Annotated in this window: 11 protein-coding genes; 5 read left to right on the top strand and 6 right to left on the bottom strand. The window is 71.8% G+C overall.

Annotated features, from left to right (window positions below; translation table 11 throughout):
- Positions 1 to 5: 5 nt before the first annotated feature.
- Together ACTIGN_RS09170 and ACTIGN_RS09175 are read left to right on the top strand one after the other, a co-directional pair.
- Complete coding sequence (locus ACTIGN_RS09170) at positions 6 to 3,497, top strand: FtsX-like permease family protein (protein WP_439623035.1); 3,492 nt, start codon at positions 6 to 8, stop codon at positions 3,495 to 3,497.
- Positions 3,498 to 3,502: 5 nt separating this feature from the next.
- The gene (locus ACTIGN_RS09175; RefSeq protein ID WP_439623037.1) at positions 3,503 to 4,408 is read left to right on the top strand and encodes a Gfo/Idh/MocA family protein; all 906 of its coding nucleotides are present in this window, start codon (positions 3,503 to 3,505) and stop codon (positions 4,406 to 4,408) included.
- Positions 4,409 to 4,415: 7 nt separating this feature from the next.
- Here ACTIGN_RS09175 and ACTIGN_RS09180 read toward each other — a convergent pair whose 3' ends face one another.
- The 6 genes from ACTIGN_RS09180 to ACTIGN_RS09205 all read right to left on the bottom strand — a co-directional run bounded on the left by ACTIGN_RS09180 (position 4,416) and on the right by ACTIGN_RS09205 (position 10,315).
- Positions 4,416 to 5,045 carry a hypothetical protein gene (locus ACTIGN_RS09180; RefSeq protein WP_439623039.1) on the bottom strand — a complete coding sequence of 210 codons (630 nt, stop codon included), beginning with the start codon at positions 5,043 to 5,045 and terminating at the stop codon, positions 4,416 to 4,418.
- A gap of 12 nt (positions 5,046 to 5,057) precedes the next feature.
- Positions 5,058 to 6,407, bottom strand: a complete 1,350-nt coding sequence (gcvPA, locus tag ACTIGN_RS09185) for an aminomethyl-transferring glycine dehydrogenase subunit GcvPA (protein ID WP_439623041.1) — start codon at positions 6,405 to 6,407, stop codon at positions 5,058 to 5,060.
- A 23-nt stretch (positions 6,408 to 6,430) separates the two neighbouring features.
- Positions 6,431 to 7,147, bottom strand: coding sequence for a Uma2 family endonuclease (locus tag ACTIGN_RS09190; protein ID WP_439623043.1), 717 nt, complete (start codon positions 7,145 to 7,147; stop codon positions 6,431 to 6,433).
- 16 nt (positions 7,148 to 7,163) lie between these two features.
- Entirely contained in the window at positions 7,164 to 7,577 is a 414-nt protein-coding gene (gene gcvH / locus ACTIGN_RS09195; RefSeq protein ID WP_439623045.1) for a glycine cleavage system protein GcvH, read from the bottom strand.
- A gap of 18 nt (positions 7,578 to 7,595) precedes the next feature.
- A complete protein-coding gene (gene gcvT, locus ACTIGN_RS09200) occupies positions 7,596 to 8,675 on the bottom strand; it encodes a glycine cleavage system aminomethyltransferase GcvT (RefSeq protein ID WP_439623047.1) in 1,080 nt (359 codons plus the stop codon).
- A 146-nt stretch (positions 8,676 to 8,821) separates the two neighbouring features.
- The gene (locus ACTIGN_RS09205) at positions 8,822 to 10,315 is read right to left on the bottom strand and encodes an alpha/beta hydrolase-fold protein (protein ID WP_439623049.1); all 1,494 of its coding nucleotides are present in this window, start codon (positions 10,313 to 10,315) and stop codon (positions 8,822 to 8,824) included.
- A gap of 100 nt (positions 10,316 to 10,415) precedes the next feature.
- Between ACTIGN_RS09205 and ACTIGN_RS09210 the strand changes: the two genes are divergently transcribed.
- The 3 genes from ACTIGN_RS09210 to ACTIGN_RS09220 all read left to right on the top strand — a co-directional run bounded on the left by ACTIGN_RS09210 (position 10,416) and on the right by ACTIGN_RS09220 (position 19,129).
- Positions 10,416 to 12,740: a serine/threonine-protein kinase gene (locus ACTIGN_RS09210; RefSeq protein ID WP_439623051.1), complete on the top strand. Its 2,325-nt coding sequence runs from the start codon at positions 10,416 to 10,418 to the stop codon at positions 12,738 to 12,740.
- A gap of 108 nt (positions 12,741 to 12,848) precedes the next feature.
- Positions 12,849 to 13,937: a zinc-binding metallopeptidase family protein gene (locus tag ACTIGN_RS09215; protein ID WP_439623053.1), complete on the top strand. Its 1,089-nt coding sequence runs from the start codon at positions 12,849 to 12,851 to the stop codon at positions 13,935 to 13,937.
- 155 nt (positions 13,938 to 14,092) lie between these two features.
- Positions 14,093 to 19,129: a VWA domain-containing protein gene (locus tag ACTIGN_RS09220; protein ID WP_439623055.1), complete on the top strand. Its 5,037-nt coding sequence runs from the start codon at positions 14,093 to 14,095 to the stop codon at positions 19,127 to 19,129.
- The last annotated feature ends 14 nt before the right edge of the window (positions 19,130 to 19,143 follow it).

Raw genomic sequence — 19,143 nt, forward strand, 5'->3', positions numbered from 1 at the left:
GACCCATGCTCACCTACCCGCGCCTCGTGGCCCGCAACCTCGCCTTCCACTGGCGGGGCAACCTCGCCGTGCTGCTCGGGGTGGCGGTCGGCTCGGCCGTGCTCACGGGCGCGCTGCTCGTGGGCGACTCGCTCCGCGGCAGCCTGCGGGCGCGCGTCGAGCGGCAACTCGAAGGGATCGACGCGGCCGCCCAGTTCCCGCGGCTCGTCCGGGCCGACCTCGCCGACGGGCTCCCCGGGACCGTCGCACCGGTGCTCATGCTGCCCGGGTCGGTGCAGGGGAGCGGGCCGGCGTACCTCGGCCGGGTCACGGTCCTGGGCGTCGACCCGCGGTTCCAGCCCGGCGTCGCGGACGTCGATTGGGCGAGCACCGCGAAGCAGGTGGTGCTGTCGCACCGCGTCGCCGAGAAGCTGAACGCGAGGCCCGGCGACCGCGTGCGGATCGGCGTCGAGCGGCTCACCGAGATCCCGCGGTCGTCGTCGCTCGCGAAGCGCACCTCGGCCGACGTGACGGCGAGCGAGGAGTTCACCGTCGCCGGGGTGCTCCAGCCCGAGAGCGCGACGAACGACTTCAACCTGACGCCGAACCCGGCCGCGCCGCTGAACGTGTTCGTGCCGATCCGCACGCTCGGCCGGCTCGTCGCGGGCGGCTCCGACGCGCGAGCGAACGCGCTGCTCGCGAAGGGCGCGACCGCCGACGCACTGAACGCCGCACTCCAGCCGAAGCTCACGGCCGAGGACTTCGGGCTGAAGGTCCGGGCCATCGAGCGGCGCGAGCCGCCGGCCGCGCGCCGCTACCTGAGCGTCGAGTTCGACCAGCTCGTGATGCTCCCCGCGACCGTGGCCGGGCTCGAGGCGGCCGCGAAGGACCTCGGCGTGCGGGCCGAGCCCACGGTCGTCTACATCGCCGACACGCTCGCGAGCGGCGACCACGAGATCCCGTACCCGGTGATCGCCGGGCTCGACGCCGCGGCGAAGCTGCCGCTCGGGCCGTTCCTCCCGCCCGGCGTCGCGTCCCTTGCCGACGACGAAGTGGTGCTGCTGGAGTGGACCGGGTCGCAGCTCAACAAGCTCCCCGCGGGCGAGAAGCTGCGGCTGACGTACTACGACCCCGAGGTCGAGGGCGAGGGGAAGCTGAAGGAGGCGACGCTGACCCTCCGCGGCTACGTCCCGCTCGCGGGGCCGGCCCGCGACCCGAACCTGACGCCCGAAATCAAAGGCGTCACCGACCGGCAGACCGACCTGCGCACGCTCGACTACCCGCCGGTGCTGCCGAACGCCCGCGTCAAGGAGCGGGTGCCCGACAAGCCGCCGCACCCCCGCGGCACGTTCTTCAACTCGCTGAACAAGGCCACGCCGATGGCCTACGTGAACCTCGCCACCGGGAAGAAGCTGTTCGGCAGCCGGTACGGGGCGGTCACGTCCGTGCGGGTCGCACCGCCCGCCGGGAGCCCGGAGACCGACGAGGCGCAGGACAAGGAGCGCGAGCGGCTCCTCGCGGCGCTGCCGAAGCACCTCGACGCGACCGCCGCCGGGCTGACCTTCACCGCCATTCGCGACCGGCTCCTCGCGGCGAGCAAGGGCGGCACCGACTTCGGCGGGCTGTTCCTCGGGTTCAGTTGCTTCCTCATTGCCGCGGCTTTGATGCTCGTCGGCCTGCTATTCCGGCTCGCGCTCGACCGCCGGGCGAAGGAGGTCGGGCTGCTGCTCGCGACCGGGTACAGCACGGGGCAGGTCCGCCGCTTGCTGCTCGGGGAAGGGCTCGCGCTCGCGGTCGCCGGTGCCCTCCTCGGGCTCGCGCTCGGCGTCGCCTACAACCGGCTGCTCCTGTCGGTGCTTCTCGACTTCTGGCCGGACCGCGAGGTCGCGAACGTGCTGCGGCCGCACGCGACGCCGCTGAGCTTCGCGCTCGGCTTCGGGCTGACGCTCGTGATGGCGCTCGGTGCGCTGTGGTTCAGCCTGCGGGGGCTCGTCCGGGTGCCGCCGCCGGCGCTGCTCCGCGGCGAGACGCAGGTGCCGGAGACCGCAACGGCGCGCCCGTCGCGGTGGGCGAAGTTGCTCGTGTTCGTGGCGACGCCGCTTGGCCTCGTCCTCGTGGTCGCGGGGAAGTTCGTCTCGAACCCGGACGCGCAGGCGGGGTCGTTCTTCTCTGGGGGCGGGCTGCTCCTCACCGCGGGGCTCGCGGCGCTGTGGTGGTGGATGCGAAGCACGCGGCACGCGACGGTGAGCGGTCGCGGCGCGTCGGCCCTGGCGCGGCTCGGGTCGCGGAACGCCGCCCGCAACCCGTGGCGGAGCCTGCTCACGGCGGCGCTGCTGGCGTCGGCCGCGTTCCTGCTCGTGGCCGTCGAGAGCTTCCGCCGCCAGCCCGGCGCGGAGTTCCTCGACAAGAACGGTGGCAGCGGCGGGTTCAACCTGATCGCCGAGGCCGACGTCCCGCTCTACCAGTCGTTCGCGAGCGGCCCCGGCCGCGCCGACCTCGACAAGCAGATCCGCAGCCTGCACGCGCCGCCCGACGCCGACCCGGACAACCCGCCCGTTACGCCGGCATCGACCGCCGCGACCGCCGACCTCAATGCGAACCTGGAGGAGGTGTTCGCGCTGCGGCTCCGCGACGGCGACGACGCGAGTTGCATGAACCTCGCCCAGGCGACGCGGCCGCGGGCGCTCGGCGTGCCCGACGCACTCCTCGACCGCGGCGGGTTCAAGTTCTACGCGACCGAGGCGGGCACGCCCGAAGAGAAGGCGAACCCGTGGCTGCTGCTGAAGAAGCCGCTCGCGGGCGGCGCGATCCCGGTGTTCTGCGAGCAGAACACGGCGCAGTGGATGCTGAAGACCGCGGTCGGCGGCGACGTCAAGATGCCGGGCGACGACGGGGCCGAACGCACGTTCCGCATCGTCGGCACGTTCGCCGACAGCCCGTTCCAGAGCGAACTCGTGATGTCCGACGAATCGTTTGCGAGCGCCTTCCCGCGGACCGGCGGCTACCGCGTGTTCCTCGTCCGCACCCCGGCCGGGAAGGAGGACGCGGTCGGTCAACTGCTGTCGCGGGCGTTCCGCGGGAACGGGCTGCTCGCCACGCCGACCCGCGAAAAGGTCGCGGCGTACCAGGCGGTGATCGGCGCGTACCTCTCGACGTTCCAGCTCCTCGGCGGCCTCGGGTTGCTGCTCGGCGTACTGGGCCTCGCGATCGTGGTGCTCCGCGGCGTGTGGGAGCGGGTCGGCGAACTCGCGCTGCTGCGGGCCGTCGGCTACCGCACCCGGCACCTCCAGTTCCTCGTCGTCGCGGAGAACGCGCTGCTGCTCGTGGCCGGCCTCGGCATCGGCGTGGTCGCGGCGCTGGTCTCGGTGGCCCCGCACGTCCTCGGTGGGGCCGACGTGCCGTGGGGCCGGCTCGCCGCGATCCTCGGCCTCGTCCTCGCGGTCGGGTTGGGTGTGGCGTTCGCCGCGACAGCGGGTATCCTGCGGGTTCCCGTCATCCCCGCTCTTCGCCGCGAGTAGCCACAATGATCAAGCTCGGCGTCCTCGACTTCGACACGTCGCACTGCGTCGAGTTCACCAAGCGGCTCAACCGGATCGACGGCACCCCGAAGGAGCAACTCGTCGAGGGGGCCGCGGTCGTGGTCGGGTGCCCCGGCGAGTCGAAGCTCTCGGCCGAGCGGATCGAGGGGTTCACCGCGGCGATGAAGAAGTTCGGCGTGCCGCTCGTCGAGAAGCCCGCCGACATGCTCGGCAAAGTCGACGGGATGCTGATCGAGGCGGTGGACGGCACCGTTCACCTCGAACGCGCCCGGCCGTTCCTCGAAGCCGGTATCCCGTGCTTCATCGACAAGCCGTTCACCTGCTCCGTGGCCGACGCGAAGGCGCTGCTGGCGCTGTCCGAGAAGCACAAGGCCCCGGTGTTCTCGTCGTCCTCGCTGCGGTACGCGCCCGAGGTGGTCGAGTTCGTCGCCGACCCGAAGCCCGGGAAACTCGTCGGGTGCGCCGTCCACGGCCCGGCCCCGCTGTCGCCGGTCCCCGAGCGGAACGCCGGGCTGTACCACTACGGCATCCACGCCGTCGAGATCCTCTACACGCTGATGGGGCCGGGGTGCAAGCGGGTCAGCACCGTGAGCGAGAAGGGCGTGGACGCGGTCACGGGGCACTGGAAGGACGGCCGCGTCGCGACCCTCCGCGGCATTCGCGAGGGGCAGAGCGGCTACGGCTTCACCGCGTTCTCGGAGAAGGGCGTGCGGCCCGTCGCGGTCGGCACGGCGTTCATCTACCGCGAGTTGCTGAAGCAGGTGGTCGCGTTCTTCAAGACGGGCAAGCCGCCGGTGGACCCCGCGACGACGCTCGAAATCATGGCGTTCATCGAGGCCGCGAACACGAGCGGCGCGAACCACGGGGCCGGCGAGACGGTGAAGGTGTGACGGCGAGTTACGCGGCCCGTTCGGACGGGGCGCGGGGGCCGCCGAGGATGCCGAGCAAGATGCCGACGATTTGGTCGGGTTGCGTCGTCAGGTAGTATTCCTTCTGGTCGATCTGCAAGTCGCTCCCGATCAGCCGCAGGAACCGCCAGACGTTTCCACTCGTCACGCAGCCGAACACCGGCTCCGCCGGGAGGCCCGCTCGCTCGTTGGATACGCGAGCCGCGACCATTGCCGCTCCGCACTGCCCGAGGCCGCCCTTGATGTTCTCGTTCTTGGCCTCGACGATCACGGCGACCGGTGCGGTGATGAACTCCTGCTGCGGCGACCGGCACAGAATGTAGTCGCACACGCCGTTCAAGCCCTTTGCCCGGTCGACGACGAAGTCGCACCCCGAGAACAGGCTGACCTGCCGGTTGAGTTGCTCGCGGGTGTCGGCGAGGACCGGCGCGATGAGAAACTCCGACCGGGCCTTCTCGGTCCCGTTGGCGATCGCCAGGGGGAAGTAGAGCCGCAACAGACCCTGCACCGGGGGGCTGAGCGGTGCGGGGGCGATCGCCGGGAAGAGGTCCGGGTGGTCGGCCACCGACACGCCCAGTTTCGCGACAACGTCTGCCAGCTCGAAGTCACCGTAGGCCATCGTCGCTCCTCCTCACACGCTCGCCCGCAGCGCGCCGGCCAGGCCGTCGATCTCGGCCTTGGTGCGCTGCTCCGTCACGGCGACCGAGATGCAGTCCTTGAGGCCGGGGTACCACCGGCCGAGCGCGAGGCCGGCGTGGAACCCGGCGACCCGCAGGTTCGCGAGCAGCGTCTGGGGGTTGCCCGGCACCTTGATCGTGAACTCCTTCCCGAACGCCGCGCCGAACCGCAGCGACACGCCGGGTACCTTCGCGAGTTGCTCGGCGGCGTAGTGAGCCTTGCGCACGCACAGCTCGGCCGTCTCGCGGAGCCCCTCCGGCCCGAGGGCGGTGAGGTGGACCGCGGCCCGCAGCGCGAGGAGCCCCTGGTTCGTGCAGATGTTGCTCGTCGCCTTCTCGCGGCGGATGTGCTGCTCGCGGGTCTGGAGCGTCAGCACCCAGCACCGCTTCCCGTTGCGGTCGGTCGTCTGGCCCACGAGCCGGCCGGGGATCTTGCGGACGTAGTCGCTGTCGCCGCGGCACGCGAGGATGCCGAGGTACGGGCCGCCGAACCCGAGCGGGGTGCCGAGCCCCTGGCCCTCGGCGACCGCGATGTCGGCCCCGTAGTCGCCGGGCCGCTTCAGCACCCCGGCGAGGACCGGGTCGAAGCTCGCGATGAACACCGCGCCGACCTTGCGCGTCGCCTCGCCGATCGCCCGCATGTCTTCGAGGTGGCCGAAGAAGTTCGGCGACTGCGCGACCACCGCAACGGTCGCGTCGGTGATTGCGGCCTTCACGTCGCTCGGGTTCAGCACGCCGTCCGGGGTGGGCAGCGTGCGGACGGTGCAGTTCAGGTTCGCGGCGAACGTCGCGAGCACCTGCCGGTACTCGGGGTGGACGCTCTCGGCGACGAGCACCTCGCCGGTGCGGCCGGTGATGCCGAGGGCCATGAGCACGGCCTCGGCGACGGCCGACCCGCCCTCGTAGAGGCTGGCGTTGGCCACCTCCAGCCCGGTGAGCTGGCACATCAGCGTCTGGAACTCGAACACCGCCTGGAGCGTGCCCTGGCTCGCCTCGGCCTGGTACGGGGTGTACGCGGTGTAGAACTCGCTCCGCCCGGCGACCGCGTCGACGACGCTCGGGATGAAGTGGTCGTACGCGCCGCCGCCGAGGAAGCACACGGCGCTGCTGGCGGCCTGGTTCTTGTGCGCCAGGTGCGAGATGTGCCGCTGGAGGTCCATCTCGCCGAGGGCGGGGGGGATGTCGAGCGGGCGGTTCAGCCGCACCGCCGGCGGGATGTTGGCGAACAGGTCATCGACCGAGGCGACGCCCACCTTGGCGAGCATTGCGGCCCGGTCGTCGGCGGTGTTCGGGACGTAGGACACAGGCACCTCTGGGGCGAAAGAAGTCAAGCGGTCGGGGCCGGCGGCAGGGAGCGCACCCAGGCGCGAACCTGCCGGTCGAACTCGGCGTACGCAACGGTGTCGGGCAATCTGAGGAAGGCGATGAACTCGGGCCAGGGAACCGTCGGCAGGGCGAGGCTGACGGACGACTCCCGGTACGTTCCGTCGGGTCGGAGCAAGAGGATCGTGAGGTGCTCGCCGTCCCACCGCCAGACTTCCGGAATCTTGAACGCGGCGTAGAGGGGGAGACGGGGCAACACGGTGCGGCTGACTTCCACCTCGACGGCGAGATCGGGCGGCGGATCCTTCGTGAAGTCGATCTCGCGGAAGCCACTCACCTTGCGCCAGTTCTGGATGTAGTAGCACTCGTCCGGCTCGAACCCCTTCTCGATGTCGCCGCGGTGGTGAGTGAGCTGGCCGCTCGGACAGTACTCGCCCCCGGTTTCCACGATCCACGACACGATCAGTACGTCGAGCCGTTTCCGGTACCGCTCGTGGAGGTTCGAGACGACCATGATCTCCAGCCCCCCGGAGTCGTACGCGACGCGAACGGTGCGCCGGTGCGCGTCCCGCCATTCCACGAGGCGCTCGTAATCGGCGTACCGCACACCGGTGAGGAGCAAGCGCTCCCCCGGTTCAACGTAATCGGCGAGCCCGATGAGTGCCGGCCCCTGGGGCACTCGCACGGGCGCGGCGGTGGGCGGCACGGTGGCGGTCGACATCGGGGCACCTCCGCGGTTAGTGGCCGTCCGAGGCGAGTTGCTCGTCGTACTGGGCGGCGGTGAGCAGGTGGTCGAGCGTCGCGCCGGGCGCGAGCTTCACCTTCACCATCCAGCCGGTCCCGAACGGGTCGTCGTTGACCGGGGCGAGGTCCGCGGCCCGCTTCTTGGCCCGGTCCTCGAGCAGGAGTTCGTTCCGCTCGACCACGGTGCCGGTCACCGGCGAGTTGAGGTCCGAGGTGGACTTCACCGACTCGATGATCCCGAACGCCTTGCCGGCGGCGAGCACCTTGCCGACCGCGGGGAGTTCGAGGAACGTCGGCTCGGTGAGTTGCTCGACGGCGAACTTGGTGACGCCGACGGTGACGACGTCGCCGTCGAGCTTGGCCCACTCGTGGGTCGGGCTGTACCGCAGGTCGGCCGGGTTGGACATCGGGGGCTCCTGAGAGAGTTACGCCTTGGCTCGCTTGTAGAACGGGAGCGGGACGACGGTGGCGTTCAGCACCGACCCGCGGACGTCGGCGTCGAGCGGGGTGCCGACCGACGCGAGGTCCGGGCGGACGTAGGCCATCGCCAGCGACTTGTCGAGCCACGGGCAGAAGCTGCCGCTCGTGATGGTGCCGGCGGCCGCGCCGTCGGCGTCGAGGAGCGGCGACCCCTCGCGGGCCGCCCGCTTGCCCTCGATCTCCAGCCCGACGCGCACCGGTTTCGTCGCGTCCGCGGCGGCGAGGGCCGAGCGGCCGATGAACTCGCCCTTGTCGAGCTTCACGGCCCACCCGAGGCCGGCCTGGATCGGGTTCGTTTCTTCGCTCAGTTCGTGGCCGTAGAGCGGCATCGCGGCTTCGAGCCGGAGCGTGTCGCGCGCCCCGAGGCCGCAGGGCACCGCCCCCCGCGACACGAGCTCGGTCCACAGCGAGACCGCATACGCGTTCTCGACGATCACCTCGAAGCCGTCCTCGCCGGTGTAGCCGGTGCGGCTCACCACGCACGGCTGCCGGCAGTACAGCGTCGGCGTCGCGTAGTAGTACTTGAGCTTCGACACGTCGGCGTCGAACAGCCCGGCGACCAGTTCCACCGACCTCGGCCCCTGTACGGCGACCATCGCGGTGCGGTCGGTCTGGTCGACGATCTCGACGTTCTTGCCGACCCGCTGCGTCTCGAACCACGCGAGGATCTTGCCGCGGTTCGAGGCGTTGACGACGACCGAGTACCCGTAGGGCCAGCGGTACACGAGCACGTCGTCGAGGATGCCGCCGCCCGCGTTGCACACGAGCCCGTACCGGACCTGGTCGTCCTTCATCGTCGCGACGGAGTTGGTGAACACCGACTCCAGGAACGCGAGCGCGTCCGGCCCGCCGACGCTGACGCGGGCCATGTGCGAGATGTCGAACAGCCCGGCGGCGGTGCGGACCGCCTTGTGCTCCGCGACCACGCCGGCGTACTGCACCGGCATGTCCCACCCGCCGAACGGCACCATGCGGGCCTTGTGGTCCACGTGCCACTGGTACAGCGGGGTGCGGAGGTTCGACATGGCTGGCGACCGCTGGGAACGCACGGGGGGCGGCCCCGACGCGGAACCGCCCCCCTGGTGCAATATGTTAGTCGGGCCGCGAGCGAATTCCAGACTCCCCGAACCCGCCGCCCCCGTTGCACACGCAGACGCGGGACCGGCCGCAGTTATTTCATCCGGGCGGCCATCGCGTCGAGAATTTCGCCCCGCGTCCACCCGCCCGACTCGTGGCCCTTGCGGGCCTCGATCATCACCGTGCCGTCGAACTTCGGGTTCTTCAGCGCCCCGGTCGCGTCCTTGAACCGGCGCACGGCCGCGTTCAGGAAGTACTCGTCGGCGTCGCCCACCCACACGTTCACCTTCCCGCCCGCGAGCTTCGGGCCGAGTACCTTCCAGTTGTTCTTCGTCACCAGCAGCAGGTCGAACTTCTTCCAGTGGTCGAGTACGGCCCGGTCGATCGCGCCGGTCCTGCCGTCCCAGACCGGCACCGGCCGCCCGTCCTTGCCCTTTGGCCCGTAGGTGGCGTTCCAACTCGCCCAGTCGCGGCCGCCGAGTTCCCACCGCCCGCCGCGGCCGAGGACGCGCTCCAACTGGCACTCGTGCCGGACCGTGGCGACGGTATCGCCGTCCACCGTGCGGGTCGCCGGCCGCTCGATCCCGAACCGGTTCGTGTAGGCGTTCGCGTCGGCGTAGAGGTCGATCAGCTCGAACCGCTCGAAGGTGAGCGAGTCCGGGCACTGCGACCAGCAGCCGTTGAAGAAGTCGGGGTAGAACAGTTGCAGCGCCAGCGACACCCAGCCGCCGGTGCTGCCCCCGGTCGTGAAGCGGCTCCTCGGGGTGCCGACGCAGCGGTACGTCTTCTCGATGAACGGGATCACCTCGGTGGTGAGCGCCGCCCCGTACGGGCCGTTGTTCGCGGAATCGACCTGGTACGGGTCGCCGAACGGCCCCGCCCCGTCGGGGACGATCTGCACGAACCGCGGGTCCGGCTCGGTCCCCTTGGCGGAGGTGTACCGCGTGCCGAACCCGCCGATCGCGACCACGAGGCCGTAACGCTTCTCGGGTTCCTTGTCGAAGTTCGGCGGCAGCACGACCCCGACGCGGTACACCATCGGCCGGCCGTGGAAGACCGAGAGCAGCTTCGATGGGACGCTGTGGTACTTGTGCGCCGCGGTCTCCCTGGGGAGCACTTCCGACTGACCGAGGCCCGCGTCGAGCGTGAGGGTGACGGTCGTGCCGGCGGCCGGGTCCAGCTTCACCTTCTGCGTCTTGCTGTACCGGTTCCCGGGCGCGTCCGGCAGGTTGATGTCGCGGTTCGTGAGGAACCGCGCCTGCACGGTGTACTCACCGGCCGGGAACTTCTCGAGCCCGCCGAGCGGGAACGCGTCCGAAGTCGCGTCGAGCGTGACCGTCGTGTCGGCCGCGAACGCTTCGACGTCCGCCCCGAGGATCGGCAGCACGGGCGGGCGGTAGTTGATGAAGTCCGGTTCGCTGTTCGCCGGACCGATGCCGACGAGGACGCGGCCGGACTCTGGCGTCTTCCCGACCTGGTCCGCGGCGATCTTCACCCGGAACGTCACGCCGACAGGCTTCGCCGCGGGCTGTGCGGACACGAGCGCGCCGAGGCAGAGGGCCAGCCCGGCGGCTGCGGAGCGGAGCATGGTGCGTCCCGGGTTCGCGGGGTGCGAGCGAGTGCAGTCCGGGGCATTGTAAGACCCGCGGCGGTTGGACCCGGCCGGGGAGGGGTGGTAGGCTTCCATCATGGAAACCACCGACCTCCCGGACCCGTCCCTCGACCCGACGCGGACACTGCCCGAGCCGACGATCCGCTTCAGCGGCCAGCCGCCGGTCGTGGGCGGGGCGCAGGTTCCGGTCGTCCCGGGGTACGAGGTGCTCGCGCTGGTCGGCCGCGGCGGGATGGGTCGGGTGTACCGGGCGCGGCACCTGACGCTCGGCCGCGTCGTCGCCATCAAGCTCCTGTCGCACGAGCCCGACGAGCGGTCGCTGGCGCGGTTCAACGAGGAGGTGCGCGCCGTCGCGCAGCTCCAGCACCCGAACATCGCGCAGCTCTTCGAAACGGGCGTCGCCGACGGCCAGCCGTTCTTCACGCAAGAGTTCCTCGACGGCGGCTCGCTCGCCCAGAAGTTCGACCGCAAGCCGCAGGAGCCCCGGGCGGCGGCCCGTGTGGTCGAAACGCTCGCGCGGGCGCTCCAGCACAGTCACGACCAGGGCATCCTCCACCGCGACCTGAAGCCCGCGAACATCCTCCTCGCCGCCGACGGTACGCCGAAGGTCACCGACTTCGGCCTCGCCAAGACCTTCGCCACGCTGGACGCCCCCGGTGAGACGCCGCCGCACGGTGCCGGCCTGACGCACACGGGCGAGGTGCTCGGCACCCCCGCGTACATGCCGCCCGAGCAGGCGTCCGGCGTGCTCTCGCTCCTCGGGCCGCCGGCCGACGTGTACGGCCTCGGCGCGATCCTCTACGAGGGGCTCACGGGCCGCCCGCCGTTCCAGGGACCGGACGCGCTCCGCACGGTCATCATGGTCCGCGAGATGGACCCGGTGTCGCCCCGCGTCCTCCAGCCCGACGTGCCCCGCGACCTGGAAACGATCTGCCTCAAGTGCCTCGCGAAGGAGCCGCACCGCCGGTACGCCTCGGCCGGGGCGCTGGCCGACGACCTGCGACGGTTCCTGAACCGCGAGCCGATCACCGCGCGGCCCGTCGGCCGGTGGGAGCGCACGCTAAAGTGGGCGCGGCGGAAGCCGTGGCAGGCCGCGGCCGCGGCCCTCGGCGCGGGGCTGGTCGCGGCGCTCGTCGTCGGGGTCAGCGTCGCGGCCGAAAAGAACCGCCAGGTCCGCGCCGCCAACGATCAACTGGAAGCGACCAACGCCCAGCTCGAAGCCGCCAACGACGGACTGGAACGGTCCAACGCCGCGCTTACCGAGGCGCGGAACGCCGCGCTCGCCGAGAAAGCCCGGGCCGAGATGACCCTGGGCCTCGCGCTGTCGGCCCTCAAGCGGCACTACTTCGAGTTCGCCGACCGGCTCGTGGACCTGCCCCACTCCGAGAACGTGCGCCGCGACGTGCTGGCGAGCGCCCGCTCAACGCTCGACGGCCTGTGCCAGTTCCAGGGCAGCGACGTGAAGCTCCTGCGGTTCCGCATGGAGGGGTACGACCGGCTCGGGAACATCGAGTCGCAGGTCGGGCTCTACGCCGACGCGGAGGCCGACTACGGGCACGCCCGCGACGTCGCCGCCCGCATCCTCGGGCTGGTCCCGGGCGACCCGGACGTGACGAGCGACCGGGTTCTGGCGACCGCGAAGATCGCCTCGATGAAGCTCCGCCGCGGCGACGCGAACGGGGCCGACGCGCTGCTCGACGCCCTCGCCCCGGAAATGGAGGCGCTCGTCGCCGCCCACCCGGACAACCCGAGCGTCGCGCAGCTGGAGCCGCTCGCGCGGCAGCAACTCGTCGCCCGCGAAGCACGGGCCGGCCGGTGGGACGGGGTCGAGGCGCAGATGCGGAAGGTGTGCGCGATGGCCCGCCGGCACGCCGCGACCCACAGCACCAACCCCGCGAAGCACCTGGCCGTGATCGACGCCGACCGCGAACTCGCGGCGCTGCTCACCGACCTGGGCAAGTACGACGACGCGGCCCCGGTTCTCCGGGACGCGCTCCGCGGCGTCGCGGCGCTCCCGGACGCAACATCGGTGAAGGCCCGGGTCCTCCGCGCCGCGACCGCCGCGACGCTCGGCGACTACTTCTTCCGCCGCGCCGCGTACCCGGCCGCGCAGGTCGCGTACACCGCAGCGGTCCGCGATTACGGTGTGCTCGGTCGCGACTTTCAGGACACCCCGACCCACTTGTACCAGCAGGCCGAGAGCCTCCGCGGGCTCGCGGCCGCGACTTCAGCCCGGGGCGGCGTCGAGGACCAGTGGTCCGCCCGCGGGCACCTCGAAGCTGCCGCGAAGATCACCAAGGGGCTCGTCCACAAGCACCCGGGCAACGGGGCGTACAAATACCTTCACGAGCAGGTCACGGGGCTCTTGGCGAAACTCCCCGAACGCCAGCCGAAGAACTGAGGCGGCCGGCGGCTCCAAGCGGCACGCGATTCGCATGAGGCCGCGTCGCTGCCGACGGCGACCTGTGAGGTCGCACCGCCCGGCACCACGCATCACCCGGAACGTGCAATGAAGGTCTTTCACTGTGACCACTGCGACAACCTCATCTTCTTCGAGAACAGCGTCTGCGTTCGCTGCGCCCACACCCTCGCGTACCTCCCCGACCTGGGGGTGAACGGGTCACTCGACAAGGGGAAGGACCGCCTGTGGCGGTCGCCGCTCCCGCGGGCCGGGGACCGGACGTACCGCCTCTGCGAGAACTACACTGCGCACGACGTCTGCAACTGGGCCGTACCGGCGAACGACCCGAACCCGTTCTGCCTGTCGTGCCGGCTCAACAAGGTGATCCCCAACCTGACCAAGCCGATCAACCGCACGGCGTGGTACAAGATGGAGGTCGCCAAGCGGCGCCTCGTGTACAGCCTGGTGGCGCTCCGGCTCCCGGTCGTGTCGAAGGCGGACGACCCGGCGGCCGGCCTCGCGTTCGAGTTCCTCGAGGATCCCGCGGACCCGAAGGCCCCGCGGGTGCTCACCGGGCACGACAACGGCCTGATCACCATGAACATCTCCGAGGCCGACGACGCCGAGCGGGAGCGCCGCCGGCACCAGATGCACGAGAAGTACCGCACCCTGCTGGGCCACTTCCGGCACGAGATCGGGCACTACTACTGGGACCGACTCATCAAGGACTCGGCGCTCCTCGACGGGTTCCGGGCGGTGTTCGGCGACGAGCAGGCCGACTACGGTGAGGCGCTGAAGCGGCACTACAAGGACGGCCCGCCCGCGGCGTGGCGGGACAGTTACATCTCGACCTACGCGACCTCGCACGCCTGGGAGGACTGGGCCGAGACGTGGGCGCACTACCTGCACATGACGGACCTGCTGGAGACGACCGTCGACGCCGGGCTGACGCTGCGGCCCAAGCGGCCCGGCCACCTCGCGATGACGCCCAGCCCGAGCCTGGTGTCGATCACGTCCTCGGCGTTCGACGCCATGATCGAGAGCTGGTACGCGCTCACCTACGTCTTGAACAACCTGAACCGCGGGATGGGCCACCCCGACGGGTACCCCTTCGTGCTGTCCGCGCCCGTGGTCGAGAAGCTCCGGTTCGTCCACGAGGTGATCGCCCGCCACGCCGCGGCCCCGGCACACGCCTGAGGCGACCGGTGGACCCGGGCGGTGGCGGGAAAATCGCCGGCGGCGGCCGAGGTTGTGTTGCCGCGGCTTTCGGCACCGGTGATACTGGGTAGGGCACCGCCAGGCCACTCGCCCGGTTCTTGAGGCCCCGACCACCACCCGGGCAAACACCACCCGTGACGCCGTTCGCCGTCTTCAGCCCGCTGCTCGCGACCGGGGCCGCCGCCGCCGCGGTCGGTCTGCCGGTCCTCATCCACCTCCTGTTCCGCAAGCGGTACCAGATCGTCCCGTGGGCCGCGGTGCGGTTCCTCGTGGTCGCCGAGCGCCGGCACCGCCGCCGCATCGACCACTGGGTGCTCCTCGCCCTCCGCCTCCTGGCGCTGCTGCTGCCGCTGTTCGCGATGGTCGCCGCCACGAGGTGGGCCGAGCCGCTGTGGCAGGCCGTGCGGCCGGGCGCGACCGAGACCGTCGCCAACGTCCCGCGGACGCACCACGTCGTCGTCCTCGACGCCTCGCTCAGCATGACGGCCCGGACCGACGACGGGCAGACGCGGTTCGAGCGGGGCGTGGCCCAGGCCGAGGCGCTGGTCCGCTCGGCCGGCCCCGGCGACGGGTTCACGCTGATCGTCCTCGCGGGCGGGACCGAGGTGGTCGTCCCCGGCCCGGCCAACGACGTCGAGCGGGTCGTCGCCGAGTTGCGCGGCGTGAAGCCGACCCACGCCCCGGCCGACGTGGCCGCCGCCCTGGGGACCGTCGCCGACGCCCTCGCTCGCTCGCCCCGGGCGTACCCGCGGCGCCAGGTCACGTTCGTCACCGACCTCCAGCGGTCGGCGTGGGCCAACGCGCTGCCCCGGGCCGACACGCCCGCCCCGGACGTGTGGCAGCGGATCCTGGGCCGGGCCGACGTCGTGGCGCTCGACCTCGCCCGCACCGACCTGGAGAACCTCGCCGTCGCGGCGGTCGAACTCAAGGACCCGCTGCCGTTCCTCGACTCCCCGGGCGAGGTCACCGCGGTCGTCGCCAACTTCGGCCGCACCGAGAAGCGGGACGTCCGCGTTCAGCTCCTCGTCGGCCGGCCCGGAGGGGCCGATGCGCTCGTCCCGGTCGAGCAGCAGACCCTCAAACTCATCCCGCCGGGCAGCCGCGCCACGGTCGCGTTCGGGCTGGAGGGGCAGGTGCGGTTCCGCGAGAAGGGGCTGCACGTCCTCCAGGTGCGGTTGCTGGAGCCCGACGACCTGCCGGCCGACGACGCACGCGCGATCGCGTTCCCGGTCCGCGACGGCATCAGCGCCATTCTGGTCGACGGCAAGCCGGACCCGGCCCCGTTCCGCCGCGCCGCGGGCTACCTGGCTCGTGCCCTGTTCCCCCCCAGTGCCAAGCCCGCCGACACGCCGGCCCGCCCGCGGACGGTCACCCCCGCCGAGTTCCTCGACCCCTCGGCCGGCGACCTCACCGGCGTCGACTGCGTGTACCTGTGCGACGTCCCGTCGCCCACCGCCGACCTCGCGCTCAAGCTCGACGCGGTCCTGAAGCGGGGGGGCGGGGTGGTGATCGGCCTCGGCCCCAACGCGGTCCTCGGCCGCGCGCTCTACAACCAGCACCTGTTCAACGACGGCAACGGCGTCCTCCCCGGCCCGATCGGCGACGAGGTGAGGACCGGCCCGACCGACGCCGGGTTCCGCCTCGCGGCCGACGAGGAGGACTACGCGAAGCCCCCGCTCCAGTTCTTCCAGAACGAGAAGGTCCGCGGCGGCCTCGTCATGGCCCCGTTCCGCACCTACCTCCGGCTCGACGCGCCGGCCGACGCCCGCGCCCGCCGCGTCCTCTCGTTCACCCCGGCCGGCGGCCCGCAGGCGGTGCCCGCGAACTCGACCGGGACCAAGAAGCCCGACGCGGCCCTCGCCGAGTGGACCCGGCACCGCGGCCGGGTCGTCGTGTACACCAGCACGTTCAACGAGGACTGGAACGACTGGCCGCCGCTCCCGTCGTACCTGATGTTTCAGCAGGAGTTCCTGCGGTTCATGGCCGCGAGCCCGGACCGGCACACGGTCCTGGTGGGCGAGCCGGTCGAGGAGTTCTACCCCCCGGCCGCCGCGGGCCAGACCGCGACGCTGAGCGGCCCCGAGGGGATCACCGCGGCGCTGCCGCTCGCGCTCCAGGACGAGGCCGGGGTCGCGCGGTTCCCGGGGACGCGGCTGAGCGGCCTGTACCGGGTGCGGCTCGACGGGGCCGGGGAGCGGGTGTTCGCCGTGAACGTCCCCGAGGCGGCCGCGAGCGGCGGCGGGTACGAGTCCGACCTCCGGCGCGTCGATCCGGCGGAACTCCGCTCGGTCGGCGCGATCCAGACCGTTCCGGACGTCGCCGACGTGCGGCCCACGACCGACACGGGGGCGGTCGTCGTGTCGTCGCCGAAGCCGCACGGCCCGGCGATCGCCCGGGTCGCGGTCATGATCGCGCTCGCCGTGCTGGTCGCCGAGTTGGTCGTCGCGTGGCGGTGGGGGCCGGCGCGTGCCGCGGGTGCGGGGACCGCGGCCGGGTCGGTGCGGCCGGTCCAGCGGAAATGGTACCTGCGGGTCGTCAGCACCGCCGGCGCGCTGGTGCCGCTCGCGGCGGCGGTCGCGGTGCTCGGGACGTTGATTCACTACGAGCGAACGAACAACCTGCTCGGGTTCCTGCCCCCCGACCTGCGGCACGGTGTGGAAGCGGCCGCGGGCGTGCCGGCGGCGCAGCCCGGCGAGGGCACGAAGTGGCGGCTCGAAGGGTTCACCGCGTTCCTCCGCAGCTCGGTCTCCGACCGGCGGGTTTTGTTCGCGGTCGGGGTCGCGGCGCTGGTCCTGACGGCGGCGGTGTACCGCGCGGAGCGCCGCGCCGTGTCGGGCCTGTACCGGCTCGTCGTGCCCGGCCTCTTGCGGCTGTCGGTGTTCCTGCTCGCGCTGTTCGTCCTGCTCCCGCAACTGCGGCTCGCGTTCGACCGCGAGGGGTGGCCGGAGGTCGTCATCCTGATCGACACGTCGGGGAGCATGGGGACGATCGACGAGTTCAAGGACCCGGCGGTGCGGGCCAAGGCGGAAGAACTCGCGAGGCTCAACGACCTCCCCGAGCCCCCGCACCGGCTCGCGCTCGCACGCCTGCTCCTCACGCACAAGGACGGCCCGTGGCTCGAACGCCTCCTGAGGGAAAAGGAGGTCAAGGTCCACGTCTACGCCGTCGACGCGGCCGCGCCGCGCGAGGTCGCACAACTCTCCGAACCGGGTGACCTCGCCGCGGGGACGAAGGCGCTTCGCGATCTCGTCTGGGACGACCGCAAGAAGGGGTACCGCGATCTGGGGACCGAGTCGCGGCTCGGCGACGGGGCCGAGGCCGTTCTGAAGTCGTTCCGGGGCGGCTCTCTCGCGGCCGTCATCATGCTGACCGACGGCGTCACGACGTCGGGCGACGACCTGCCCAAGGCCGCGCGCGAGGCGGCCCGTGCCGGGGTGCCGCTGTACCTCGTCGGCGTCGGCGACTCGTGGGAGGTTCCCGACCTCGAACTGACCGACCTCCAGGCCGACGACACCGTTACCGTCGGCGACCGGATCGTGTTCGACGCGCGGCTCGTGGCCCGCGGCCAGGTGCCGGCGGCCCCGGTCACGGTCACCCTCTACGAGAAGGGGAAGTCGCCCGACACCGGGAAGCGCGTCACCGTCACCCCCGACCCGAACGGCAACCGCGTCCCCGTCACCATCGCGCACACGCCGAACGAGGCCGGCGAGAAGACGTTCATCCTGGAGGTCCAGTCGGTCGCCGGCGAGACCGACCTGACCAACAACCGGATCGAGCGCACGGTCCTGGTGACCGACTCCAAGCGGGTGCGGGTGCTCTACATCGAGGGCTACCCGCGGTACGACTTCCGGTTCGTGAAGGTGCTGCTGGAGCGCGAGTCCGAGCGGTCCGTGGGCGGGAAGGGGTTCTCGGTCGAGGTGCTGCTGCTCAACGCCTCGAAGGGCTGGGCCGAGACCGACCGGTCCGCGTTCCGCGGCGACTTCCCGACCCGCGACCAGCTCTTCGCCTACGACGTCATCGTGCTCGGCGACGTGGACCCGAAGCAGCTCCCGCGGGCCAACGGCGTCCTCCAGAGCGTCGCGGACTTCGTGAAGGTGAAGGGCGGCGGGCTCCTGTTCCTGTCGGGCGAGCACGGCACCCCGGCCGCCTTCGCGGACACGCCGCTGGCCGACGTGCTGCCCGTCGCGGTCTCCCCGGCCGCGGGCCGCCCCGGCGAGGAGCCGCCGCTGGCCGAGGGGTTCCGCCCGCGGATCACCCCCGCCGGCCGGCAGCACCCGTTGTTCCGGTTCTCGCCCGACGACGCCGAGGCGTCCAACATCTGGAACCGCCTCCAGCCGCTGTTCTGGTCCGCGAGAGGTTACCGCCGGAAGCCCAACACGGTCGTCCTTGCGGTCCACCCGGACCGCCCGGCCGAGGGCGCGGCGAACGAGAGCCACCCGCTCGTGGTGCAGTCGTTCGCGGGGGCGGGGCCGGTGCTGTTCATCGGGTTCGACGACACCTGGCGGTGGCGGTACCGCAACGACGAGGAGCACTTCGACCGGTTCTGGGTGCAGGCGATGAAGGTGCTGTCGCGGTCGCGGGCGCGGCGGATCGAGCTGAAGGTCGCGCCCAAGGTGGACTTCCGCCGCGACGAGAAGATGACGGTCGTGGTGCGGTTCCCGGTCGAAGCACCCGCGCCGCCGGCCGGGCAACCGGTGCGGGTCGGGCTGGTGCGCGGCCCGCTCGCGAACCCCGACGGCACCCCCGGGGCCGGACCGGCCGACACCTCGACGCTGACCCTCGCCCGCGTCCCCGGCCCGGGGGTCCAGTACGAGACGGTCGTCACCCGCACGCCCGAGGGCGAGTACCGGTTCACGCTCCTCGACCCGGAACCGCAGCCCGGCTCGTCGCCGCCGGCGGCTGTCGCCCGAGTGCTGCCGCCGCTCAACGAGCGCGACCGCGTGCAACTCAACAAGTCCGACCTCGTCGCGGCCGCGGCCGCCTCGAACGGCGGGTTCTACACGCTCGCGACCGCCGACCAGGTGTTCGACGACCTGAAGAACCTCCAGCGGGTGCCGCTGAACCAGCCGTGCCCGCCGGTCGAACTGTGGAACAGCCCGTGGGTGTACTTGCTGGTGGCGCTGCTCCTCTCGGCCGAGTGGCTTTTGCGGAAGCGCGAGCGGCTGTTATGATGTGGCCTGAGAAG

Origin of the sequence: Gemmata sp. (assembly GCF_051859125.1) — a bacterium.
Taxonomy (GTDB): Bacteria; Planctomycetota; Planctomycetia; order Gemmatales; family Gemmataceae; genus Gemmata.